Below are 21,942 nucleotides of genomic sequence, written 5' to 3' on the forward strand. Positions count from 1 at the left end.
CCAAACACTCACCCCACCCGCACTCTTGTCCAACGCATCCAACCGCTGCTCATGCAAAGCCAGCTCTTCCGGCGACGCACGCAGCACCAGCGGACGCGCATGCAACACCACTGGCGCAATAACCGCCGTGTCGCGCTTCTCGGCGGCCGCGGCACCGAAACCCAGATCGAAGGCTTCCTGCCCTGAGGTCATCGCGAGATAGACGTCCGCGAGCAGCTGCGCGTCGATCAGACCACCATGCAGATCACGCCGTGAATTGTCCACGCCCAATCGCTTGCACAGCGCATCGAGGCTGTTGCGTTGACCCGGATAACGTTCGCGCGCCATCGCCAGCGTGTCGAGCACACTGCAGCGGTCACCGATCCGGCCGTTGCCGTTGTCCAGCCGCGCCAGCTCGGCATCAAGAAACCCGACATCGAAACTGGCGTTGTGGATGATCAGTTCGGCGCCATCGATAAAAGCGAGGAACTCATCCACCACCTCGGCAAAGTACGGCTTGTCGAGCAGGAACTCGTCGGCGATACCAGTCACCTGCCGTGCGCCCTCGTCGATTGCGCGCTCCGGGTTGAGATAAGTCTGGTAGTGCCGACCAGTGAGCCGGCGTTCGACCATCTCGACACAGGCGATCTCGATCAGCCGATGCCCCTGGCGAACTTCCAGGCCGGTGGTTTCCGTATCGAGAACGATCTGCCTCATGCTGCACCCTTCATCAGTTCAGCCTGTTCACGCGCAGCCTGGTCGACCCGCTCGTTCTCGGCGTGACCGTTGTGGCCCTTCACCCACTTCCAGCGCACTTGATGCGTGCTGACCGCCGTGGACAGGCGCTGCCACAGATCCTGGTTCTTCACCGGCTTCTTGTCGGCGGTGCGCCAGCCGTTCGCACGCCACTTCGGCACCCACTCCTCGATGCCCTGCATCACATAGCGTGAGTCGGTGGTAAGCATCACCTGGCAAGGGCGCTTCAATGCCTCCAGCGCGCCGATCGCTGCCATCAGCTCCATCCGGTTGTTGGTGGTGGCCGGATCACCGCCGGCGACCATGCGCTCGCTGCCCTTCGCCCGCAGCAGGGCGGCCCAGCCACCGGGACCCGGATTGCCCAGGCACGCACCGTCGGTAAATGCTTCCACTTCGCTCATCGTTGATCACGTGTTCCATTGAAAGTCACAGCGTCGAACTGCGCCGCGTACCGGGCGACAATCGACTGTTCGCCGGCACCCGCACGGGCACCGGTTTGATCCGCAGTGGCGTGACCATGCGGCGACGCTTGCGTGCAATCAGCACATAGCCACCACCCCAGACATTCGCGCCAGTCGGGCCCGGCGTCGCGGTGCCCACAGGCCATGTCTGCCCCACCCGCTGCGCCCGCTCGATCTCCAACCCGGCCTGCTGCAGCCCGTGGCTGAGCCGCAACGGTACCTGCAAGGCCCGCTGCCTGCCGCGTGTACGCCACCAGAACCAGGGTGCCCAGCCGCTGAGCGGGTGCACACCCGTCACCACCAGCACGCCACCGGGCGCGAGCACGCGAACCGCCTCGGCAAGTACAGCCGTTGGTGCCGCAACGACCTCCAGGGCGTGGCGCAACAGAACCAGTTCAAACGCATCATCGATGAATGGCAACGGCTCGTCGGCCGTGGCGCGCAGGTCACCCCGATAACGATGGTTGCTCACCCACAGCCGGGTCCAGTTGCCGAGCAGCGGCAAGGCAGGTGGCGCATCATTGACTGTCGCACTCAGCAGCAGTCCATGCGTGCCGAAACAGCGCTGCAAATCGGTAGCCATCACACGCGTCTGGTCATCCAGCAATCGGCGCAACGGCGCACTGGCATAGATGTCGCAATCACGTTGAAGCATGCAGCCGGCCTGATCCCAATCTGTTTCCGCAGTGTAGCGGCTCATGACCGTTCGGTAGCAGGCAAAATGGAACTGCCGCACGCAGCTGAATAATCAAACACCCAATTAACGATCTGCTAACGAGCAGACGGCAAAGCCTCTTTATAGTCCACCGCTTGATGCGCGCCCCGGATGGCTGCGTCTGTCGTTCGCCTAGGAATCGACATCCGGTTCATCGGATGCTCCTTAAACGCAGCGGAGCTCAATCTTGCATCTCGTCCCGTTACCAGCCCTCGTCGACAACTACATCTGGCTGCTGCATGACAGCGACGGCAATGCGATCGTGGTCGACCCCGGCGATGCCGCGGTTGTGGAGCAGGCACTGAAGGCACGACAGCTGCAGTTGCGCGCGATACTGCTGACCCACCACCATCATGATCACATCGGAGGCGTCGCCGAACTGTGCAGGCATCATGCCGTGCCGGTGTACGCACCCGTCGACGAACGCATCGCCGGAGTCACCGAGTTCGTGCGCGATGGCGACACGATCGAGCTGGCATTACCGCATGTCCGTTTCGACGTCATCGCGATACCCGGCCATACGCTCAGTCATGTCGCCTATGTCGGGGCAGGCCTGCTGCTATGCGGCGACACCTTGTTCAGCCTGGGCTGCGGCAGGCTGTTCGAAGGGAGTCCGGCTCAAATGCTTGCCTCGCTGGACCGCTTGTCCGCACTGCCTGGAGAAACCCTGGTCTGCGGAGGCCACGAATACACCGAAGCCAATGGACGGTTCGCGCTGACCGTCGAACCGGAGAATCTGAAGCTGCACCATCGTCTGCAGGAAGTCGCCGTGCTGCGCAGGCAGCTACGTCCCACGCTGCCGGTCGCACTTGCCGATGAGCTGGCCGCCAACCCGTTCCTGCGCGTCGATACCGATGCGGTTGCCGCGTGGTGCCTACAGCGTGGCATCTACAACGATCGTGTCGCCCGTTTCGCTGCCGTGCGCGAAGCCAAGGACGGATTCCACTGATGAGAATACGCCATCTTCGATCGCTGCCACTTGCCCTTTCAATCCTTTTAGCTGCCTGTGCTGGTGCACCCACGCAGACGCCGTCTCGACACACCGTCGAACCATCTGCGGCGGTGACCATCGATACTCCCACCGCGCCTTCGGCCGACAAGATTGAAATAGCACCCGCAACAACCGATGTGTGGGATCAGCTGCGCAGCAGTTTCGCCATGGCCGACTGCGACGCCGACCCGGAGATACTGGTCTGGGCCAGGCGTTACACCCGCAATCCGCAACAATTCGAGAATCAGCTGCATGCGGTGTTGCCACAACTTGTCTACGTGCAGCAGGTTGCTGCGCAATACGATGTTGCTGGTGAGTTCGTACTGCTGCCATGGATCGAAAGCCATTTCCGGCCGGTGCCCGGACGCAAGAACCTTCCCGCCGGCATCTGGCAGATCATGCCTGTCACTGCAGGTTCAATGGGATTGCGCGTCGACGGTCATTACGACGGTCGCCTGGATGTACCTGCCGCTGCCAACGCGGTCATGAAACTGCTCAAGCAATACCATGATGAATTCAGCGACTGGCGTGTGGCCGATTACGCCTACAACGCTGGCGAATTCTCTGTAAAGAAATACATCCAGCAGCATGGCATGCCAGCGAATGAGCCGGTGATACCATCATGGCCCGTACGCAAGGTAACCCGCGAGCATCTGACCAAGCTGCTGGCGATGGCTTGCGTGGTGCGTGAACCGGATCGTTTCAACGTCAGCCTGCCCACACTGTCCGACGAACAGCATCTGGTACAGGTGGCGATGCCCCACTCCATGCCGATCGCGCAAGCTGCCGATCGCGCGGGCATGTCGGTGGATTCGCTGAAGGATCTGAATGCCGCATTCCGTACTGACACGATCGACACGGCTGCTGCGTCATACCTGCTGCTGCCGGCGAGCCATGCCCAGCAGTTTCGTGAGGCGCTGCTGAGTCAGGGCAGCCGCCCCACTGCCAGCACAAGCCTTTCGCTCGATGACACTGGCGGCAGCGATCCGGTTTCAGCTCTCCCCGCAGCCGGCACGTCGGTCAACATCTCCCAAAATCAGAAAACCCACACCGTACAGAACGGCGAGAGCCTGTGGCAGATTGCCCACCACTATTCGGTGAGCACAGCCCAGCTGCAGCGCTGGAACCATCTGCACGGGCCAATACTGAAACCGGGCCAGGTGCTGCAGATCAACGACAACCACTGACACCAGTCATATGTGTCATCCGGATCTTGCCCAAGCGGTTATTCCATAGCGCCGAACCTGCACGGCACAACCCGTGTCTTCCCGACAGCAACCGCTCAACCGCGGCCAGTCATCTGAGCGTTTGGACTTCCCCAGACATCAGTGGCGAAATCACCCATGCCGATATCTCACCGCACCATTCAATCAGACGCAAAAGGGGCAGCCATTGGCCGCCCCTTTTGCTTTTGCAGATCGCCATGCCGAGCTTACATGAGGCTGTTGTTGATCTTGATCTTGGTCTTGGCTCGCAGCAGCTCAAGCATTTCGCGCGTAGCCTCGGATCCATAGGCCTGGGCCATCTGCTGACGCAGCGCATCGCGCTGTTCCGGCGGAATCTTGGTCAGGTCGCCGTCCTGCACTTTGTCCACGGCCAGCAAGGCATAGGTACCGTCTTTCATGTCCACTGCGGCGAATTGCGACTTGCCGGCGATGGGGTGAGGCATCAGGAACGCCTGCGTGAGCAGCGGCGCCGGCAGATTGGTACCTTGACGGGTCGCCTCGTTCACGCTCTTGAGTTGAGCCCCCATCGCAGCAGCCACCACTGGCATGGCCTCACCCTTGCCGAGGCGTGCCAGGGCCTCGTCGGACAGCTTCTTCTCGGCAGCAACCGTACGCTCGTCGATGATCTTCTGCGTGACGTCGGCGCGTACCTCGGCCAGCGGACGCGCCGCAGCCGCCACATGTTTGTCGACGTGGATCACCACCGAGTGATCGTTGCCAAGGTCGATCAGGCCGGAATTGTTGCCCTGTACCAGCACGTCATCACTGAAGGCCGCAGCAATCACTTTCGGATTCGCGAGCAGGCCCTCACCGCCCTTGCGCGAGAACAGCGCGGTGCTCTTGATCGGCAGATCCATGGCTGTTGCAGCGGGCTCAAGCGACGTCGGATTCTGATAAGTGCTGTCGGACAACTTGCCGGCAATGTCGTTGTACTTGCGGTCGCGATCAGCGGCTGAGGCTTCTTTGACCAGCTGGTCACGCACTTCATCAAACGGCTTGGATTCACCGCTGCGGACATCGCGCAGCCAGATGATGTGGTAACCGTCGGGCGACAGAATCGGCTTGGAAATCTCGCCTTTCTGCAAGGCGAACATCGCCGAATCAAAGGCGGCATTCGTCACGCCCTTTTCGAGCCAGCCCAGATCACCGCCCTGGCGCCTGGAGCCCAGATCCTCGGAATCCTGTTCGGCCACCTTGGCGAAATCGCTCTGATTGAGCCCTGCCGCAATCTTCTCGGCCTTGGCCAGTGCTGCCTTCTGTTGATCCGGTGTGGCATTGGCCGGCACGTTGATCAGGATGTGCGAAACAAGCCGCTGCTCAGGCTGCACGAAGCGCTGCTTCTCGTCCTGATAGCGTTTCTTCAGGTCCTCGTCGCTCGGTGCGGTGTCCGGTTTGAGATCGGCACCATTGACTTCGATGTACTTCACCGAGACCTGCTCGGGATTCATGTAATCGGCCTGATGCGCCTTGTAATACGTCTCGATCTGCGCATCACTTGCCACGCTGTCAACCTGGGCCGGCTTCGGCAGCACGAAATAGCTCAGGTCACGACGCTGGGTAAGCAGGTTCAGATAACCGTCGACCTGCGCATCGCTGGCGATGGTGCTACCGGTGATCGCATCCGGCAACAGCTGAACCGACAGCGACGAGCGGATCTCGCTCTCGAACGTTTCCGGCGTCTTGCGCTGGCTGGCGAGCCACGCGCGGTAGCTGGTCGGGTCGAACTGGTTGTTGACCTGGAACACGGGAATCTGGGAGATGTAGTCACGCACCGACTGATCGGCTACACGCATGCCCCAGTCGTCGTTGGCCTGCAGCAGCAGCTGCTGGTCGATCAGGGCATCAACCACACGCTGCTTCGTTTCGGGCTTCTCGAAGATGCTGGCGTCAAAATGATCACCCTGCTCGGCACTAGCCTGCTGCCGCAGCTGGTTCATTCGGCTCTGGTAATCGTTCTGGGTGATTTCGTGCTTGCCGACCTTCGCCACGAACGAATCCGAGCGCGACATGAAGTAGCTCTCCATGCCGAACAGCGACATTGCCAGAACAGCGAGACCCAGCACTATGGTGGCCGGCCATCCGTGCATTTTGTTACGCATTGCCTGCAGCATCGAAATCTTCCCGCAACGTGGTTGAAAGCGCGTGATGCTCATGGTGCACGCGAGGCAGCTATCACCCCACAGACACCCGCGTTCGATCGCTCAGGACGCGGGCGAACACGCATGACTCAAATGACAAGGGCGCCACACGGGCGCCCTTGCGAACTGTGGCGGAGTGGACGGGACTCGAACCCGCGACCTCCGGCGTGACAGGCCAGCATTCTAACCGACTGAACTACCACTCCGCATTTTTCTGGTGGGTGCTGTAGGGATCGAACCTACGACCACCGCCTTGTAAGGGCGACGCTCTACCGCTGAGCTAAGCACCCGAAACCAAGCGTCAGCCGCTTAGTTTAGGGCATCCTTGAGGGTCTTGCCAGCCTTGAAAGCCGGGACTTTCGAAGCCTTGATCTTGATCGCTTCGTTGGTACGCGGGTTGCGACCGGTACGGGCAGCGCGCTTGCGCACGGTGAACGTGCCGAAACCCACCACCGAGACGTCCTCGCCCTTCTTCAACGACTTCTGCACGGTTTCGAAGAAGGCTTCGAGCGCGCGGCCGGCATCGGCCTTGGTCAGCTCGGCCTTTTCGGCGATGGCATTGATCAGATCGGTTTTATTCATTGAAAAAACTCCCTTGTTCGGTTTCGCACAACGTGGTCGGTCCAGGGACGGGACAACGCCGGCATGGATGGTTGGCTCTTGACTAGGCGCCGTAACGCAACCCCGCATCGCTGCGCTGACTGAAGTAACGCCGGGACTGCGGTGCCGCCTTTATACCAGTGCCTTGCCGGAATCCGCAACACAAGCCACAGCAACGTTTCCGGCAGATCGACCACAGAAGAAATCGCTTGCAAAACGAGCGCCAGAGGACTACCACGCAAGGTCATCGTCCAGCAGTCCAACGCAAGCAGAAATGCCCTGTCCCGACAGGGCATTTCCGGAGAGCCGATCCCGCCCGCTCAGTGTGTGCGCGAGTGCACTTCCGCCGACTCACCAGCAACCGCCGCAGGTGCCTCCTCCTTGACGGGGTTGGGCTGCAACGGCCGCTCCAGCGCGATATCCAGGACTTCGTCGATCCAGCGCACCGGATGAATTTCCAGCGAGGACGTGATGTTGTCCGGCATGTCCGCCAGATCCTTCTTGTTATCCTCCGGAATGATCACCGTGGTGATCCCACCTCGATGTGCAGCCAGCAGCTTTTCCTTGAGGCCACCGATCGGCAGTACACGACCACGCAAGGTGATCTCGCCGGTCATCGCCACTTCGGAACGCACCGGCACCTTGGTCAACACCGAAACCAGCGCCGTACACATCGCGATGCCCGCACTCGGACCATCCTTCGGAGTGGCGCCTTCAGGCACATGGATATGCACATCGAGCTTCTGGTGGAATTCTGAATCGATGCCGAGTTGATCGACGCGCGCACGCACGACCGACAACGCCGCCTGGATCGACTCCTTCATCACATCGCCAAGCTGGCCGGTATTTACCAATCGGCCCTTGCCGGGTACCACCGAGGCTTCGATGCTGAGCAGCTCGCCACCGACCTGGGTCCAGGCCAGCCCCGTCACCAGACCGACTTCGTTCTGCAATTCCTTGCGGCCGAAATCGAAACGACGAACACCCAGGTAATGATCCAGATTGGCCGAATTCACCTTGACCCGACCGGGCGCTGGCTTGGCTTTGGCGTTGCCCGTCTTGGCGGATGGAGCCTTCGCCTTGACCTTCTTTACCTCACCCAGGGTCAGCTCCTTGACCACCTTGCGACAGATCTTGGAAATCTCGCGCTCAAGACTGCGTACGCCCGACTCGCGCGTGTAGTAGCGCACGATGTCGCGCAGCGCCTCTTCGTCCACGCTGAGTTCTTCGGACTTCAGGCCATTCGCCTTGAGCTGTTTCGACAGCAGGTATTTTTGCGCGATGCCGAGCTTTTCATCCTCGGTGTAACCGGGAATGCGGATGACCTCCATGCGGTCGAGCAACGGACCGGGAATGTTCAACGAGTTCGCGGTGGCGATCCACATCACCTCGGACAGGTCGAGATCGACCTCCAGGTAATGGTCGTTGAATGCATGGTTCTGCTCCGGATCGAGCACTTCCAGCAACGCTGACGACGGGTCGCCACGGAAGTCCATCGACATCTTGTCGATCTCGTCCAGCACGAACAACGGGTTCTTGGCACCCACCTTGTTGATGTTCTGCACGATGCGTCCGGGCATCGAACCGATATAGGTGCGCCGATGCCCGCGGATCTCGGCCTCGTCACGCACGCCACCGAGGCTCATGCGCACGAATTTCCGGTTGGTCGCCTTGGCGATCGACTGCCCCAGCGAGGTCTTGCCCACGCCGGGCGGCCCGACCAGACACAGGATCGGGCCCTTCATCACCGACACGCGCTGCTGCACGGCGAGATATTCAAGGATGCGGTCCTTGACCTTCTCCAGCCCGAAGTGATCGGCGTCGAGCACTTCCTGCGCCATCTGCAGGTCCTTGCGCACCTTGCTGCGCTTCTTCCACGGCACACCGACCAGCCAGTCGAGGTAGTTGCGCACCACGGTCGCTTCGGCCGACATCGGCGACATCTGCTTGAGCTTGCCGAATTCCTGCCGTGCCTTGGTCAGCACAGCTTTCGGCATGCCGGAAGTCTCGATCTTCTTCTGCAGTTCCTCGATCTCGTTGGGGCCCTCCTCGCTGTCGCCGAGCTCCTTCTGGATCGCCTTCATCTGCTCGTTGAGGTAATACTCGCGCTGGCTCTTCTCCATCTGCGACTTGACCCGGCCGCGAATGCGCTTCTCGACCTGCTGCAAGTCCATCTCGCCATCGACCAGACCGATCAGCAGTTCCAGCCGCTGGCCCACGTCAGCCGTTTCCAGCACCCGCTGCTTGTCGGCCATGCGTACCGAAAGATGTCCGGCAATGGAGTCGGCGACGCGTGACGGATCGTCAATACTGGACAGGCTGGCCAGGACTTCCGGCGGCAGCTTGCGGCTCTGCTTGACCAACTGTTCGAACAACGAGATCAGCGTGCGCGACACCACGTCGAGTTCGCGCTCCTTGGCGTTGTAGACCGGCTCAATCAGGCGCGAGCGTGCCATCAGCATGCCGCCTTCTTCGCGGAAATCCTCGACCGACACGCGCGACTGCCCCTCGACCAGCACCTTGACCGTGCCGTCGGGCAGCTTCAGCAACTGCAACACGCCAGCCAGCGTACCGATCTGATGCAGATCGGCGATCTCCGGATCGTCGATATCCGGGCTCTTCTGCGCCACCAGCAGGATCTGCCGCTCGCCCTCCATCGCGCGCTCAAGCGCACGCATGGATTTGTCGCGACCGACAAACAACGGGATGACCATGTGCGGGTAGACCACCACGTCGCGCAGCGGCAATACCGGCAAGGCGTCCAGCGCAACAGGAAGGGGGGCGTTCTTGGCCATGGAAGACGGGTTCCTCGGAATTCGGATCAGGTTTCGTCCCGACACTGCGCCGGGCACATCATCAGGTCAAGTGGTGGCTGCAGGGCGCTCACTCAAGGTGTACTGGAGGCTGAAAACAGAACGGCCCCGGTGAAATCGCCGGGGCCGTCGTCAGGACAAACCTGCGGGAGCGATCAGGCTGCGCCGCTGCTCTCGCCAGCCACACGCTGCTGCAGGTTGCCGCGATAGATCAGGTAGGGCTCGGCCTGGCCATCGATCACCGCGTCATCCACCACCACCTTGCTGACATGCTCCAGCGACGGCAGTTCATACATGGTATCGAGCAGCACCTGCTCCAGGATGGTGCGCAGGCCACGGGCGCCAGTCTTGCGCTTGAGCGCCTTCTTGGCGATTGCCTGCAGCGCCTCGGGACGGAACTCCAGCTCCACCTCTTCCATCTCGAACAGCTTCTTGAACTGCTTGGTCACCGCGTTCTTCGGTTCGGTGAGGATCTTCACCAGTGCCGGCTCGTCCAGTTCATCAAGCGTAGCCACCACCGGCAAACGCCCCACGAACTCCGGGATAAGGCCGAAACGGACCAGATCGGCAGGTTCCACGTCGGACAGTACCTTGCCCAGATTCTCGGTGCGCTCCTTGCTGCGGATCTCGGCAGAAAAACCGATACCCGTGGTTTCGGAACGCTGCTGGATGACCTTCTCCAGACCGGCGAACGCGCCACCGCAGATGAACAGGATGTTCTTGGTGTCGACCTGCAGGAATTCCTGCTGCGGATGCTTGCGGCCACCCTGCGGCGGCACCGAGGCGAGCGTGCCCTCGATCAGCTTCAACAGCGCCTGCTGCACGCCCTCGCCCGACACGTCGCGGGTAATCGACGGGTTCTCGCTCTTGCGCGAGATCTTGTCGATCTCGTCGATGTAGACGATGCCCGACTGCGCCTTCTCGACGTCGTAGTCGCACTTCTGCAGCAACTTCTGGATGATGTTCTCGACATCCTCACCCACGTAACCGGCCTCGGTCAGCGTGGTGGCGTCGGCGATCGTGAACGGCACGTTGAGCAGGCGCGCCAGCGTTTCAGCCAGCAGCGTCTTGCCCGAACCGGTCGGTCCGATCAGCAGGATGTTGGATTTGCCCAGCTCGATATCGTCGCTCTTCTGGCGCGACTCGATCCGCTTGTAATGGTTGTAGACCGCCACTGCCAACGCCTTCTTGGCACGGGTCTGACCCACCACGTACTGATCCAGCGATTCGCGGATCTCACGCGGCTTGGGCAGTTGGGTACGGCCGGAGGCAGCCTTTTCCTCCAGCTCCTCGCGGATGATGTCGTTGCACAGTTCCACGCACTCGTCGCAGATGAACACGGACGGACCCGCGATCAGTTTGCGTACTTCGTGCTGGCTCTTGCCACAGAAGGAGCAATAGAGAATCTTGCCGCTGTCGCTGGAACGCCCCTGCCGGTCGTCGCTCATACTTTCGATCCCGCTGGTAAATCTGAGTGCGCCGCGAGAATAACACAGGGCTCCGCGTCTGCATCCAGACGCAGAGCCCGCTTCACGGCTCGTGGGTAGAACGTGGAAATCAGGCCGATTTGACCGTTTCGCCGGCGCGCTTGTCGAGCACTTCGTCGATCAAACCGTAAGCCTTTGCGTCCACCGGGCTCATGAAGCGGTCGCGCTCCATGTCCAGTTCGATCTTCTCAAGCGGCTGGCCGGTGTGCTGGACATACAGCTTGTTCAGACGCTCGCGGATGTACAGGATCTCGCGCGCCTGGATCTCGATGTCGGTCGCCTGGCCCTGCGCACCGCCGGAGGGCTGGTGAATCATGATGCGTGAATTCGGCAACGCGAAGCGCTTGCCCTTGGCGCCGGCCATCAACAGGAACGAGCCCATGCTGCAGGCCTGGCCGATGCACATGGTGCTGACATTCGGCTTGATGAACTGCATGGTGTCGTAGATCGCCAGGCCAGCGGTAACGGCGCCGCCCGGGCTGTTGATATAGAACTGGATGTCCTTGTCCGGGTTCTCCGACTCAAGGAACAGCATCTGCGCGACCAGCAGGTTGGCAACCTGGTCGTTGACTTCGCCCACCAGGAAGATCACCCGCTCCTTCAGCAGACGCGAGTAGATGTCGTAGGAGCGCTCGCCGCGAGCGGTCTGCTCGACGACCATCGGTATCAAATTGAGGTTCTGGATCTGATCCATGGCCATTGCAGCTCTCCGGTTGATGTACCTGACAGTATGGCATCGGGCCTGAAGTCGGATCAGGCCCGATTGTCACGATGCCTGAATCAATCAGGCACCGGCTGGGCGCATCACGTCATCGAAGCTCAGATCCAGGTTGGTGGTCTTGGCATGTTCCGCCACCCACTCGGCCACCTGATCTTCCATCACGCGATTCTGCAGCCCAGACATCAATTGGGGGTCGCCGTTGTAGAGTTCAATGACCTTTTCCGGCTCCTCGTAGGTCGAGGCGATCGCGGCAAGCTGCTCGGCAATGCGCTTGCGATCGATCTTGATCTCCTGCTTTCGGGCGATTTCGCCCATCAGCAAACCGGCAATCACGCGCTTGCGCGCGATCGGCATGGCAGCATCGATCAGCTGCGGTGGCGGCTGCTGGCCCTGCGGCACGCTGCCGACGGCCATGTTGCGTGCTTCGGACTGCACCATCAGCTTCGGCACATCCAGCTCGCCGTGCGTATCGGCCAGCTTTTCGGCCACTTCGGACTTCAGGCGCGCCATCAATGCAGCCTTCAGCTCGCGCTCGAGGTTCGCACGGACTTCCTTGCGGAAGTTGTCCAGGTCGCCATCCTCGATGCCGAACAGCTTGGCGAATTCGCCATCGAGTTCAGGCAGTTTCGGCTCCTGCACCTTGATGATCTTGAAGCTGACCTTGGCGGTCTTGCCAGCCAGCTGGTCGTTGCGGAAATCTTCCGGAAACGCAATTTCGGCATCGAAGCTGTCATCGGCCTTGCGACCACTCAACGCCTCGTCCAGCGCCTTGAACAAGGTGCCCGAACCAAGCACGCTGCCGGCACGCTCCAGGCCTTCACTCGGGAAACGGTAGTCACCGGCCTCGGCGGCGTATTCGAACATCACGAAATCGCCCTCGACCGAGGCACGCTCGACTTCCTCGAAGCTGCGACGCTGCTGACGCAGGGTCTCCAGCATCTTGTCGATGTCGGCATCGGCTACCACAGCCACCGGACGGGTGATCTCGAGCGCGGCCACGTCGACCGCGGGGAACTCCGGCATGATCTCGAAAGTCGCCGTATAGGCGATTTCACCGTTCTCCGGTCGCCCGGTGGTATTGATTGCGGGATTCGCGATCGGCTGCAGCTTCTCCTGCTCGACTGCTTCCCGCAGCGTGCTGCCGATCAGGTCGGACAACACCTCGCCACGCACCTGCGCGCCGAAACGCTGAGTGATCACCGTCGTCGGCACCTTGCCCGGACGGAAACCCTTCAACCGTACCGTACGGCCCATTTCCGCGATGCGCGCACTGACCTGCGTCTCGAATCGCTCTGCGGGAAACTTCACCGTGAGCTTGCGCTCGAGCGTGCCGATGTTCTCAACCGAAACCTGCATGACGTCTCCTGGTACTACCTGATGTTATGGGCCTGCCACAGGCGCCATGGCGACAACTGTCGCCGGCAAAAAAGAAGGAAACCCACGGGACGTGGTGCGAAAGGGGGGACTCGAACCCCCACGGGGTTAACCGCCAGAACCTAAATCTGGTGCGTCTACCAATTCCGCCACTCTCGCCTGTTGCCCCGCAAGACTTGCGCAACCACATGATCCTGAAGCCGATTTTCGCCAGCCCAGGTATCCTGCCGCCGCCTCCGGCGTGCACTCGGCACGTCGGTCTAAGTCGATGATTACCTTATACGAAAGCGGACCATTTTACGGTTGCAAACCCTCGCAGCACAAGTCAGTCAGCCGCAATGAGGCAATCATCCCCTCAACGTCACCAGTCGCCGTAGCCCATCACGCAAACATGCCGATCTCAGCCGTATGGCATACCCGGAAAAGCAAAACGCCGATCGCAAGCGATCGGCGTTTTGCTTGATTTGGTGGGCCGTGAAGGATTCGAACCTTCGACCAATTGATTAAGAGTCAACTGCTCTACCAACTGAGCTAACGGCCCTTGAACTGATTTGTACCTGACAACCTGACTTGAAGCTGGCAGGCTTGAAACTGGGGTGGATGATGGGATTCGAACCCACGACAACCGGAATCACAATCCGGGACTCTAACCAGCTGAGCTACACCCACCATAAATCTTGAAACTGGTGCGCCCGACAGGACTCGAACCTGCAACCGTCGGCTTAGAAGGCCGATGCTCTATCCGGTTGAGCTACAGGCGCCATCTACTGTGACTGCAGATCGCGTCGCTGGTCGGGGCAGAGGGATTCGAACCCCCGACTTTTGCGTCCCAAACGCAACGCTCTACCAGACTGAGCTATACCCCGCTTTCGAATCCCCGACAGCATCACCACCGGAGCCTTGAAATGTTACGGGTGACGCTTCGCTCAGTCAATCCGTATCGAAGCACACCTTATGTTTGATCACCATCGTTTTCGCGGAGAAAAAATCACTTGCTCCGTGAAAACAAAACGGGGTGCAAGCACCCCGCCTCGCTTTATAAAATGGTGCGCCCGGAGAGATTCGAACTCCCGACCACCTAGTTCGTAGCCAGGTACTCTATCCAACTGAGCTACGGGCGCACTGAGAAAATTGTTCGAACTTCGCCGTCTTTATGCCTGGACATCGAGGCGGTGAAGCAAGGAGCGGAATTATTCAGGCTCCGCCCTCGTGCGTCAACACTTTTCGTCAAAATTATTCATCTCGCGAGATCGTGCAGCGCAAATATGGCCTGGCGCATGACTTTTCCGAGTACTCGCGACCAACGCCCGATCAACATGATCACGACCGCATACACGAAGAAGGCCGCTCCAGGGCGGCCTTTTTCGTCACTCCACAGCAGCCAGGTTATAGCCGTCCAAACCCGGAATCAGCCTTCCAGCCCGGAACGATTCTGCGTCGCAGGATCGCCCACCTTGCCTACCGTTGAACCGGTATCACCTTTCGGCGGTGGAGGTGGAGGTGTCGCGCCATTGGACGCATTCTTTGTCCAGTCGGCCGGCGGCCCGGGCTCGCGCCCTGCCATGATATCGTCGATCTGGTGCGCATCGATGGTCTCGTACTGCAGCAGCAGCTCGGCCATCGTATGCAGCTTGTCGAGATTCGCCGTCAGCAGTTCCTTGCTGCGTGCATAGGCGCGATCAAGGATGCCACGCACCACTTCATCGATCTTGCTGGCAGTCTCGTTGGAGATGCTCTTGTGCTGGGTCACCGAGCGACCGAGGAACACCTCGTCCTCGTCCTCACCGTAGGTGATCGGACCGAGTTCGTCGGACAGGCCCCACTTGGTCGCCATGTTGCGCGCCATCTTGGTGGCCCGCTCGATGTCGTTGGACGCACCGGTGGTGACCTTGTCGGCACCGAAGATCAGTTCCTCGGCCACGCGTCCGCCATACAGCGAGCACAACTGAGACTGGATCGCCACACGGTTGATGCTGTACTTGTCGCCTTCAGGCAGGTACATCGTCACGCCGAGTGCGCGACCGCGCGGGATGATCGTCACCTTGTAGACCGGGTCATGCTCGGGCACCAGCCGACCCACGATGGCGTGACCAGCCTCGTGATAGGCGGTGAGCTTCTTCTCGTCCTCGCTCATCGCCATCGAGCGACGCTCGGTGCCCATCAGGATCTTGTCGCGGGCCTTGTCCAGATGAACCATGCGCACTTCGCGTGCGTTCTCGCGCGCAGCGAACAACGCAGCCTCGTTGACCAGGTTGGCCAGATCCGCGCCGGAAAAGCCCGGCGTGCCACGCGCGATGGTCATCGCATTCACGTCGCTGGCGGTCGGCACCTTGCGCATGTGCACCTTGAGGATCTGTTCGCGACCACGCACATCGGGCAGACCCACCACGACCTGACGATCGAAGCGGCCCGGCCGCAACAGCGCCGGGTCCAGCACGTCCGGACGGTTGGTGGCGGCGATCACGATGATGCCTTCGGTACCCTCGAAGCCATCCATCTCGACCAGCAACTGGTTGAGCGTCTGTTCGCGCTCGTCATGGCCACCGCCGAGGCCGGCACCGCGATGGCGGCCAACGGCGTCAATCTCGTCGATGAAGATGATGCATGGCGCGTGTTTCTTGGCCTGTTCGAACATGTCGCGCACGCGGCTGGCGCCTACGCCGACAAACATCTCGACAAAGTCGGAACCGGAGATCGCGAAGAACGGCACCTTGGCCTCGCCCGCAATCGCCTTGGCCAGCAAGGTCTTGCCGGTACCTGGCGGGCCGACCATCAGCACGCCGCGCGGAATCTTGCCGCCGAGCTTCTGGAACCGGCCCGGATCACGCAGGAATTCGACCAGTTCGCCGACCTCTTCCTTCGCCTCGTCACAACCGGCAACGTCGCTGAAGTTGACCTTGATCTGGTCCTCACCCTGCAGCTTGGCGCGCGAACGGCCAAAGCTCATCGCACCACGGCCACCGCCACCGGACTGCATCTGGCGCATGAACCAGATGAACACGCCGACGATCAGCAGCACCGGCAGCCAGCTGACCAGCAGGCCGATCAGCGAGAAACCTTCGGACGGATCCTGGCGGACCTCAACACCCTTGTCCTGCATCTGCTTGACCACCGCATTGGTGGAGAAGCCGAGCATCGGAGCTACCGTGCGGTACGTGCTGCCGTCTTTCAGCTTGCCGCTGAGCGTGGCTGGCTGATCGGCGCTGATCGTGGCGCTGGCCACGTTGCCGTTGTCCACACTCTGCACAAAGCTGCTGTACGGCAGGTCCGAAGAGGACGTACCGCGCGGATTGAAGTTCTGGAACACGGCGAACAGCACCACCGCGATGATTACCCAGAGCAACACATTTTTCGCTGTTTCATTCATGCACGGTTCTCGCCCGGTGACACTGCCGAAGGCTTGAGGCCCACCGCCAGCGCGTACACCTCACGCGAACGTGCGCGCGAGGCCTTTGGTTTACGCATGGTTACGCGGGTGAAGTCCGCACGCAAGCTGCGCAAGTAATCGTCGAAGCCAACGCCCTGAAACAACTTGATCAGGAACGAACCACCCGGCTTGAGCCACTGCCGACTGAAATCCAGCGCCAGATCAGCCAGGGCCATTGCACGGATCTGGTCGGCCAGCGCCACACCACTCATATTGGGGGCCAGATCGCACAGCACAAGATCCAGCTTGCATCCCTCCAAACGGGCTTCCAGCTGGCGCAGCACGGTTTCTTCACGGAAATCGCCCTGCAGGAAGTCCACCCCGGCAATGCTCTGCATCGGCAGGATGTCCAGCGCGAACACCTTGCCGGTGTCGCCCAGGCGGTTGCGCACCAGTTGCGACCAGCTGCCCGGCGCTGCGCCCAGATCCACCACATTGATACCCGGCTTGAGCAGGCGGTCACGCTCGATCAGCTCTTCCAGTTTGTAGACCGCACGCGAACGCAAGCCCTCGGCCTGGGCTTTCTTGACGAATTCGTCGTTGAAATGTTCGCGCAGCCAGACTGCGCTGCTTTTGCTGCGGGCCATGTCGTCTTCGGTCACAGATTGGGGAACGGGATGCCGCATGATACCCTTTGGCGTTCATTTACCGCGAATCGAGCACCACCGCATGGCCCTTTCCTCCTCGCAGATCCGTTATCTGCGCAGCCTCGCCCACGATCTGAGCCCGCTCATCCTGCTTGGCAACAAGGGGGCCTCAGCGGCTGTGGTCAAGGAACTGAACCTGACGCTGGATATCCACGAACTGGTCAAGGTGAAGCTTTCCGGCGGTGACAAGGATGAACGGCAGGCGCAGATCGACGTGCTCGTCGATGGCACCAAGGCCGAAGAAGTCCACCAGATCGGCCATGTTGTGGTGCTGTTCCGTCGCAACGACGACGAGCCGAAAATCGCCCTGCCGCGCTGAGAGGCTGCCGGATGGACCTGTCACTCGACCGTCCCGAAGGCTATTTGTTCGTGCGCCGCGTCGGCGCCCGCAGCGTCACCCTGATCGATCGCGAACTCAACGACAGCTTCCTGCTGGCACCGGACCGGGCCATCGAGCACTGGCAGGTCGATACAGCTGCCGCACTGGATGCCAGCCATGTCGAAGCCTTGCTGGCCTTGCAGCCGGAGCTGGTGATCCTTGGAACCGGCGAGCGCCAGGTGTTTCCGGCTGCCGCATTCGTGGCAGGCTTCCTGCGCAAGGGCGTCGGCATCGAAGTGATGGACAACGCCGCCGCCGCGCGCACTTACAACCTGCTGGCGGGTGAAGGCCGACGCGTGGTGGCCGGATTCATCCTGCCGCCCGGCTGATCGCCGATCGTCTTCGCCACCTTGCACGACTACCCTAGCGGGATGGCAGATAACCCAGCGGATCGACCGGATTGCCGTCCTTGCGGATCTGGAACTCCAACTCGTTGCGCGTGGCGCCGGTGGAACCCATCTCGGCAATCTGCTGACCGGCACTGACCCGCTGCCCTTCCTTCACCAGCCGCTTGCTGTTGTGACCATACGCAGACAGGAAGCTGTCGTTGTGCTTGATGATCACCAACTCACCGTACCCGACCAGGCCGTTGCCGCTGTAAACCACCATGCCATCGGCAGCGGCGCGTACCGGATCACCCTGCCTGCCGCCGATCTCGATGCCGGGAATCGCATCACCACTCTGGAAACGGCTGACCAGACTGCCGTCGGCCGGCCAACGCCAGTTCACTCCGCTGACGGCACGTGCAGGGCCACTGGCCACCGGGGCCGCCGGTGGCGGTACAGCAGCCGGCGCAGGCACGCCCGCCACCGGCACTACCGTTGTGGCGGATGCTGTCACCGTTTGTGGCGGCTTCGGCGCTGACGGCAATGGCACAGGCGCTGTCGGCGACGCTGTGGCGACATGTGTGGTCGTGGCGGCTGCAGGTGTGGATGGCGACGCCGTCACCGGCTCGAAGACCGGTGCCGCTGCCACCGCTGGCGCCACACTGACATGTGCAGGCATGGGCACCGACGTGGCGCGAGCCATGGGCTTGCCGGACGGCGACAGCGTCAGCCGCTGCCCTGGCCAGATCGTGTACGGCGCGGCAATGCCGTTCCACTGCGCCAGATCGCGAAAGTCCACGCCCTTGCGGAAGGCGATCGAATACAGCGTGTCGCCCTTGGCCACCTCATAGCTGCCACCGGGAATCGGCGTGCGCGCCGGCATCACTGTCGTGTTGCCCTGACCGTAGCTGCTGCCCGGTGCCGGTTCGACTACTACCGAGCTGCGCATGGTGCCGCAGGCAGCCAGCAACAGGGACACCGTCGCTGTCATCAACCATTGAAGAGTTCGATCCATGCGCGTCAGCATAACTAGGCGGAACAGCTTTTTCATGCAGAGTCGCTCCGCCAGCTAGCTGGCAATCAACGCGGCCACAGCCACCACACGAGGAGCAGGCCCAGCAGCACCAGCGCGGCCCAGCCGATCCATTCGATATGTTTGTGCAACATGCGCTCTGCACGCTCGCCGAACAGCTTGATCAGCAACGCCAGGAGCCATACCCGCTTGCCCCGGCCCACCGCAATGCAGGCGAGAAAAGGCAGCAACGGCACCCCGACAATGCCAGCGGCCCAGGTGACGAACTTCATCGGAATCACCGGCTGCAGTGCAGCCAGCATCAGCGCCCCCAGCATGGCCAGCCAATGCTGATTCATGTCGGTGCGCAGGTTTTCCACCCAGATCGTGACGGTCTGCTGCATGTGCGGACTGAACAGCGGCTTCACCGCCTCGTAGGCCCAGTGCCCCAGCGCATAGCCGACCAGCGCCCCGATCAGCGAAAACAGCAGCGAGATGTTGGCGTAGAAAAACGCCTTGTGCCGTTTGCCCAGCATCATCGGCGCAAGCATGACTTCGGGCATGACCGGAAAGATGAAGGCTTCGACAAAACTCAGCCCACACAAGTAATACACCGCGCGTGGCGCGCGTGCCCACACCAGCGCGCGCGCATAAAGCGTTCCGAACAGGCGCATCAACCAATCCCCCCGAGCAGCGGCACGAAGCTGACCGCGCCAAGTTCCTCCTGGATGAAGTCACCCTGTCCGTCGCCGCGCATGCGGATCAGCGTCTGCCGGCTGGGCGAGCCGACCGGTGCCACCAGTACGCCGGCAGGACTCAACTGGTCGAGAATCCGTGTGGGAATGGTGTCACCGGCAGCGGTCAGGATGATCGCGTCGAATGGCGCTTCATCCGGCCAACCCAGCTTGCCGTCGTCGTAGCGCGAGCGCAGGTTGGTCAGGCCGAGCTGGCGGAAACGGCGACGCGCCTGGCGCAGCAGCTCCTCGATCCGTTCCACCGTGAACACCTGCGGTACCAGCGCAGCCAGTATTGCAGCCTGGTAGCCGGAGCCAGTGCCGATCTCCAGCACCTTCTGCGGTATACCGAACTCGAGCAATGCTTCGGTCATCCGCGCCACTACCCACGGCTGCGAGATGGTCTGGCCATGGCCGATCGGCAGCGCGGTATTTTCATAGGCACGCGAATGCAGGGCCTGGTCGATGAAGTGATGACGTGGCGTATTGCGGATCACATCGACCACCCGCAGGTCGCGGATGCCTTCTTCTTTCAGGCTGTTCGCAAGGCGGTCACGCGCGCGCTGCGAGGTCATCCCCTCGCCCTTGAGATCCGCGGCCGGCAGTGGATAGGGAGTCATCGCTCAAGCGGCCTCATCGTGGGTAGTTTGGCCGGTTGCCATGTCGTCGCTGAGTGCCTGCATCCAGCTGCTGACCTTCTCCAGCGCCTGGAAACGGGTCAGGTCGACGTGTATCGGCGTCACCGAAACAAACCCGCGCTGCACGGCATCGAAATCCGTACCGGGGCCAGCATCGTCCACTTCACCGGGTGGCCCGATCCACCAGATCGGCCGGCCGCGCGGATCGGTCTGCTTGATGCATGGCGCGGCGCGATGACGCCGCCCCAGCCGCGTCACTTCGAAGCCCTTGATCTCGGCCCACGGCCGGTCCGGCACGTTGACGTTGAGAATCGTGTCGGCCGGCAGCGGATCGACCAGCAGACGCTGCATCAGCAGCAACACCGCGTTGGCGGCCGCGTCGTAATGCACACCCTTGTGATCCTGGCTGACCAGCGACACCGCGATCGCCGGCAGGCCGAGGAAACGCCCTTCCATCGCGGCGGACACCGTGCCCGAATAGATCACGTCGTCACCGAGGTTCGCCGAGTTGTTGATGCCGGACACTACAATGTCGGGCTCCTCGGCCAGCAATCCGGCCAGCGCCAGATGCACGCAATCGGTCGGCGTACCAGCTACACGGTAATAACCGTTGCCCATCGGCAGTACACGCAGCGGTGCATCGAGGGTGAGTGAATTGCTGGCGCCGGAACGGTCGCGATCGGGCGCTACCACGGTCACCTGGCCCACCGCACCGAGACGCTCGGCCAGCACGCGGATGCCCGGTGCATCCACGCCATCATCGTTACTTACCAAAACTCGCATGTTGATCCGTTAGAGGGTATTTGCGGGTGCGCAGCCAGTGGTCCCCTCCGCGCTCCATCTGCCGAAGTCTACCGTAGCGGCCCGGTGGATTCACATGCGCCGGGCATGCCGCGACCGGCATCGCGCATTACCATGGCGGCATGAAGCGCCACACGTCTGTTCCCATCGACGATCAAGACAGCCGCCTGTTTCGCGAGGCGATCGGCGACGTGCGCCAGTTCGACCACGTCGAGCCATCACCGGCTGCGCCGAAACCGAAGCCCCACCCGCATATGCTGGAAGCCGACGAGGCGGCGGTACCCGGCGAATTGCTGCAGATGGCATTCGATCCGGCCACGCTGGAAGTGGGCGAGGAGCTGAGTTACCTGCGCGACGGCTACTCGCCGAAGCTGCTGCGTCAGCTCAAGCGCGGCCAGTTCAGCGTGCAGGACGATATCGACCTGCACCAGATGAATGCCGCCGCCGCACAGGCCAGCATCGTCACCTTCCTGGCCGAGGCAAAGCATGGCGGACTGCGCTGCGTACGCATCGTGCACGGCAAGGGCTTGCGCTCGAAAGCCGCCGGGCCGGTATTGAAAAACCTCACCGACCGGATGCTGCGTCGGCGCGACGACGTGATCGCCTTTGCCTCGGCGCGGCCGGCCCAGGGCGGTACCGGCGCGGTGGTGGTTTTGCTGAAGGGCTGATGTCGACCCGATGCACCCGGTCGATCTCTCGCGAACCTTTCGTGCAGAG

Annotated in this window: 20 protein-coding genes and 8 tRNA genes; 5 read left to right on the plus strand and 23 right to left on the minus strand. The window is 61.5% G+C overall.

From position 1 onward, the window contains the following. From dnaQ to B0E51_RS17035, 3 genes are all read right to left on the minus strand, one after another. Positions 1–696 (minus strand): DNA polymerase III subunit epsilon (gene dnaQ / locus B0E51_RS17025; RefSeq protein WP_077446092.1); only part of this gene is annotated, 696 nt, incomplete at its 3' end. Further along, entirely contained in the window at positions 693–1,136 is a 444-nt protein-coding gene (rnhA, locus tag B0E51_RS17030; RefSeq protein WP_077446093.1) for a ribonuclease HI, read from the minus strand. The genes rnhA and dnaQ, both read right to left, overlap by 4 nt. 25 nt (positions 1,137–1,161) lie before the next feature. Next, positions 1,162–1,896 carry a methyltransferase domain-containing protein gene (locus B0E51_RS17035; protein ID WP_254424563.1) on the minus strand — a complete coding sequence of 245 codons (735 nt, stop codon included), beginning with the start codon at positions 1,894–1,896 and terminating at the stop codon, positions 1,162–1,164. 202 nt (positions 1,897–2,098) lie between these two features. Between B0E51_RS17035 and gloB the strand changes: the two genes are divergently transcribed. Continuing rightward, positions 2,099–2,860 (plus strand): hydroxyacylglutathione hydrolase, encoded by a 762-nt coding sequence (gene gloB / locus B0E51_RS17040; protein WP_077446094.1) that lies wholly within the window; start codon positions 2,099–2,101, stop codon positions 2,858–2,860. 113 nt (positions 2,861–2,973) lie between these two features. Beyond that, the gene (locus tag B0E51_RS17045; protein ID WP_343124673.1) at positions 2,974–4,089 is read left to right on the plus strand and encodes a transglycosylase SLT domain-containing protein; all 1,116 of its coding nucleotides are present in this window, start codon (positions 2,974–2,976) and stop codon (positions 4,087–4,089) included. Positions 4,090–4,334: 245 nt separating this feature from the next. On the opposite strand, the gene B0E51_RS17050 is transcribed toward B0E51_RS17045, so the two are convergent. From B0E51_RS17050 to rlmE, 16 genes are all read right to left on the minus strand, one after another. Further along, positions 4,335–6,239, minus strand: coding sequence for a SurA N-terminal domain-containing protein (locus B0E51_RS17050; protein ID WP_077446095.1), 1,905 nt, complete (start codon positions 6,237–6,239; stop codon positions 4,335–4,337). 156 nt (positions 6,240–6,395) lie between these two features. Then, positions 6,396–6,472, minus strand: a tRNA-Asp gene (locus B0E51_RS17055). Between the two features lie 9 nt (positions 6,473–6,481). Next, positions 6,482–6,556 (minus strand) — tRNA-Val (locus tag B0E51_RS17060). Between the two features lie 19 nt (positions 6,557–6,575). After that, positions 6,576–6,848, minus strand: coding sequence for an HU family DNA-binding protein (locus B0E51_RS17065; RefSeq protein WP_007511239.1), 273 nt, complete (start codon positions 6,846–6,848; stop codon positions 6,576–6,578). Between the two features lie 338 nt (positions 6,849–7,186). Beyond that, a complete protein-coding gene (gene lon, locus B0E51_RS17070) occupies positions 7,187–9,661 on the minus strand; it encodes an endopeptidase La (RefSeq protein WP_077446096.1) in 2,475 nt (824 codons plus the stop codon). 173 nt (positions 9,662–9,834) lie between these two features. Next, the gene (gene clpX / locus B0E51_RS17075) at positions 9,835–11,127 is read right to left on the minus strand and encodes an ATP-dependent Clp protease ATP-binding subunit ClpX (protein WP_077446097.1); all 1,293 of its coding nucleotides are present in this window, start codon (positions 11,125–11,127) and stop codon (positions 9,835–9,837) included. Between the two features lie 109 nt (positions 11,128–11,236). Then, positions 11,237–11,860 (minus strand): ATP-dependent Clp endopeptidase proteolytic subunit ClpP, encoded by a 624-nt coding sequence (gene clpP, locus B0E51_RS17080; RefSeq protein WP_216840640.1) that lies wholly within the window; start codon positions 11,858–11,860, stop codon positions 11,237–11,239. 90 nt (positions 11,861–11,950) lie between these two features. Beyond that, entirely contained in the window at positions 11,951–13,243 is a 1,293-nt protein-coding gene (tig, locus tag B0E51_RS17085) for a trigger factor (RefSeq protein WP_077446099.1), read from the minus strand. A gap of 92 nt (positions 13,244–13,335) precedes the next feature. Next, positions 13,336–13,420, minus strand: a tRNA-Leu gene (locus B0E51_RS17090). A 306-nt stretch (positions 13,421–13,726) separates the two neighbouring features. Continuing rightward, a tRNA-Lys gene (locus B0E51_RS17095) sits at positions 13,727–13,802 on the minus strand. 51 nt (positions 13,803–13,853) lie between these two features. After that, positions 13,854–13,930, minus strand: a tRNA-His gene (locus B0E51_RS17100). 15 nt (positions 13,931–13,945) lie between these two features. After that, positions 13,946–14,022 (minus strand) — tRNA-Arg (locus B0E51_RS17105). A 28-nt stretch (positions 14,023–14,050) separates the two neighbouring features. Then, a tRNA-Pro gene (locus tag B0E51_RS17110) sits at positions 14,051–14,127 on the minus strand. A gap of 178 nt (positions 14,128–14,305) precedes the next feature. Beyond that, positions 14,306–14,382, minus strand: a tRNA-Arg gene (locus B0E51_RS17115). 287 nt (positions 14,383–14,669) lie between these two features. Continuing rightward, positions 14,670–16,628, minus strand: a complete 1,959-nt coding sequence (ftsH, locus tag B0E51_RS17120; protein WP_174570695.1) for an ATP-dependent zinc metalloprotease FtsH — start codon at positions 16,626–16,628, stop codon at positions 14,670–14,672. After that, the gene (rlmE, locus tag B0E51_RS17125; RefSeq protein ID WP_077446189.1) at positions 16,625–17,275 is read right to left on the minus strand and encodes a 23S rRNA (uridine(2552)-2'-O)-methyltransferase RlmE; all 651 of its coding nucleotides are present in this window, start codon (positions 17,273–17,275) and stop codon (positions 16,625–16,627) included. The genes ftsH and rlmE overlap by 4 nt, the downstream gene beginning before the upstream one ends. Before the next feature lie 82 nt (positions 17,276–17,357). Between rlmE and B0E51_RS17130 the strand changes: the two genes are divergently transcribed. Together B0E51_RS17130 and B0E51_RS17135 are read left to right on the plus strand one after the other, a co-directional pair. Then, positions 17,358–17,654, plus strand: coding sequence for a YhbY family RNA-binding protein (locus B0E51_RS17130; RefSeq protein WP_077446100.1), 297 nt, complete (start codon positions 17,358–17,360; stop codon positions 17,652–17,654). Positions 17,655–17,665: 11 nt separating this feature from the next. Next, complete coding sequence (locus B0E51_RS17135) at positions 17,666–18,043, plus strand: Mth938-like domain-containing protein (RefSeq protein ID WP_077446101.1); 378 nt, start codon at positions 17,666–17,668, stop codon at positions 18,041–18,043. A 34-nt stretch (positions 18,044–18,077) separates the two neighbouring features. Here the strand turns inward: B0E51_RS17135 and B0E51_RS17140 are convergent, their stop codons facing one another. From B0E51_RS17140 to surE, 4 genes are read right to left on the minus strand one after another with little or no spacing between them, the layout of a single operon-like run. Continuing rightward, the gene (locus B0E51_RS17140) at positions 18,078–19,067 is read right to left on the minus strand and encodes a peptidoglycan DD-metalloendopeptidase family protein (RefSeq protein ID WP_077446102.1); all 990 of its coding nucleotides are present in this window, start codon (positions 19,065–19,067) and stop codon (positions 18,078–18,080) included. A gap of 53 nt (positions 19,068–19,120) precedes the next feature. Beyond that, the gene (locus tag B0E51_RS17145; RefSeq protein WP_077446103.1) at positions 19,121–19,726 is read right to left on the minus strand and encodes a VTT domain-containing protein; all 606 of its coding nucleotides are present in this window, start codon (positions 19,724–19,726) and stop codon (positions 19,121–19,123) included. Further along, positions 19,726–20,406, minus strand: a complete 681-nt coding sequence (locus B0E51_RS17150) for a protein-L-isoaspartate(D-aspartate) O-methyltransferase (RefSeq protein ID WP_077446104.1) — start codon at positions 20,404–20,406, stop codon at positions 19,726–19,728. The genes B0E51_RS17145 and B0E51_RS17150 overlap by 1 nt, the downstream gene beginning before the upstream one ends. Positions 20,407–20,409: 3 nt before the next feature. Beyond that, complete coding sequence (gene surE / locus B0E51_RS17155; RefSeq protein ID WP_077446105.1) at positions 20,410–21,207, minus strand: 5'/3'-nucleotidase SurE; 798 nt, start codon at positions 21,205–21,207, stop codon at positions 20,410–20,412. 140 nt (positions 21,208–21,347) lie between these two features. Here surE and B0E51_RS17160 point away from each other — a divergent pair, with 140 nt between their 5' ends. Next, complete coding sequence (locus B0E51_RS17160; RefSeq protein WP_077446106.1) at positions 21,348–21,893, plus strand: Smr/MutS family protein; 546 nt, start codon at positions 21,348–21,350, stop codon at positions 21,891–21,893. The last annotated feature ends 49 nt before the right edge of the window (positions 21,894–21,942 follow it).

It is taken from the genome of Rhodanobacter sp. C05 (genome assembly GCF_002001165.1).
In the GTDB taxonomy this organism is placed as follows: Bacteria; Pseudomonadota; Gammaproteobacteria; order Xanthomonadales; family Rhodanobacteraceae; genus Rhodanobacter.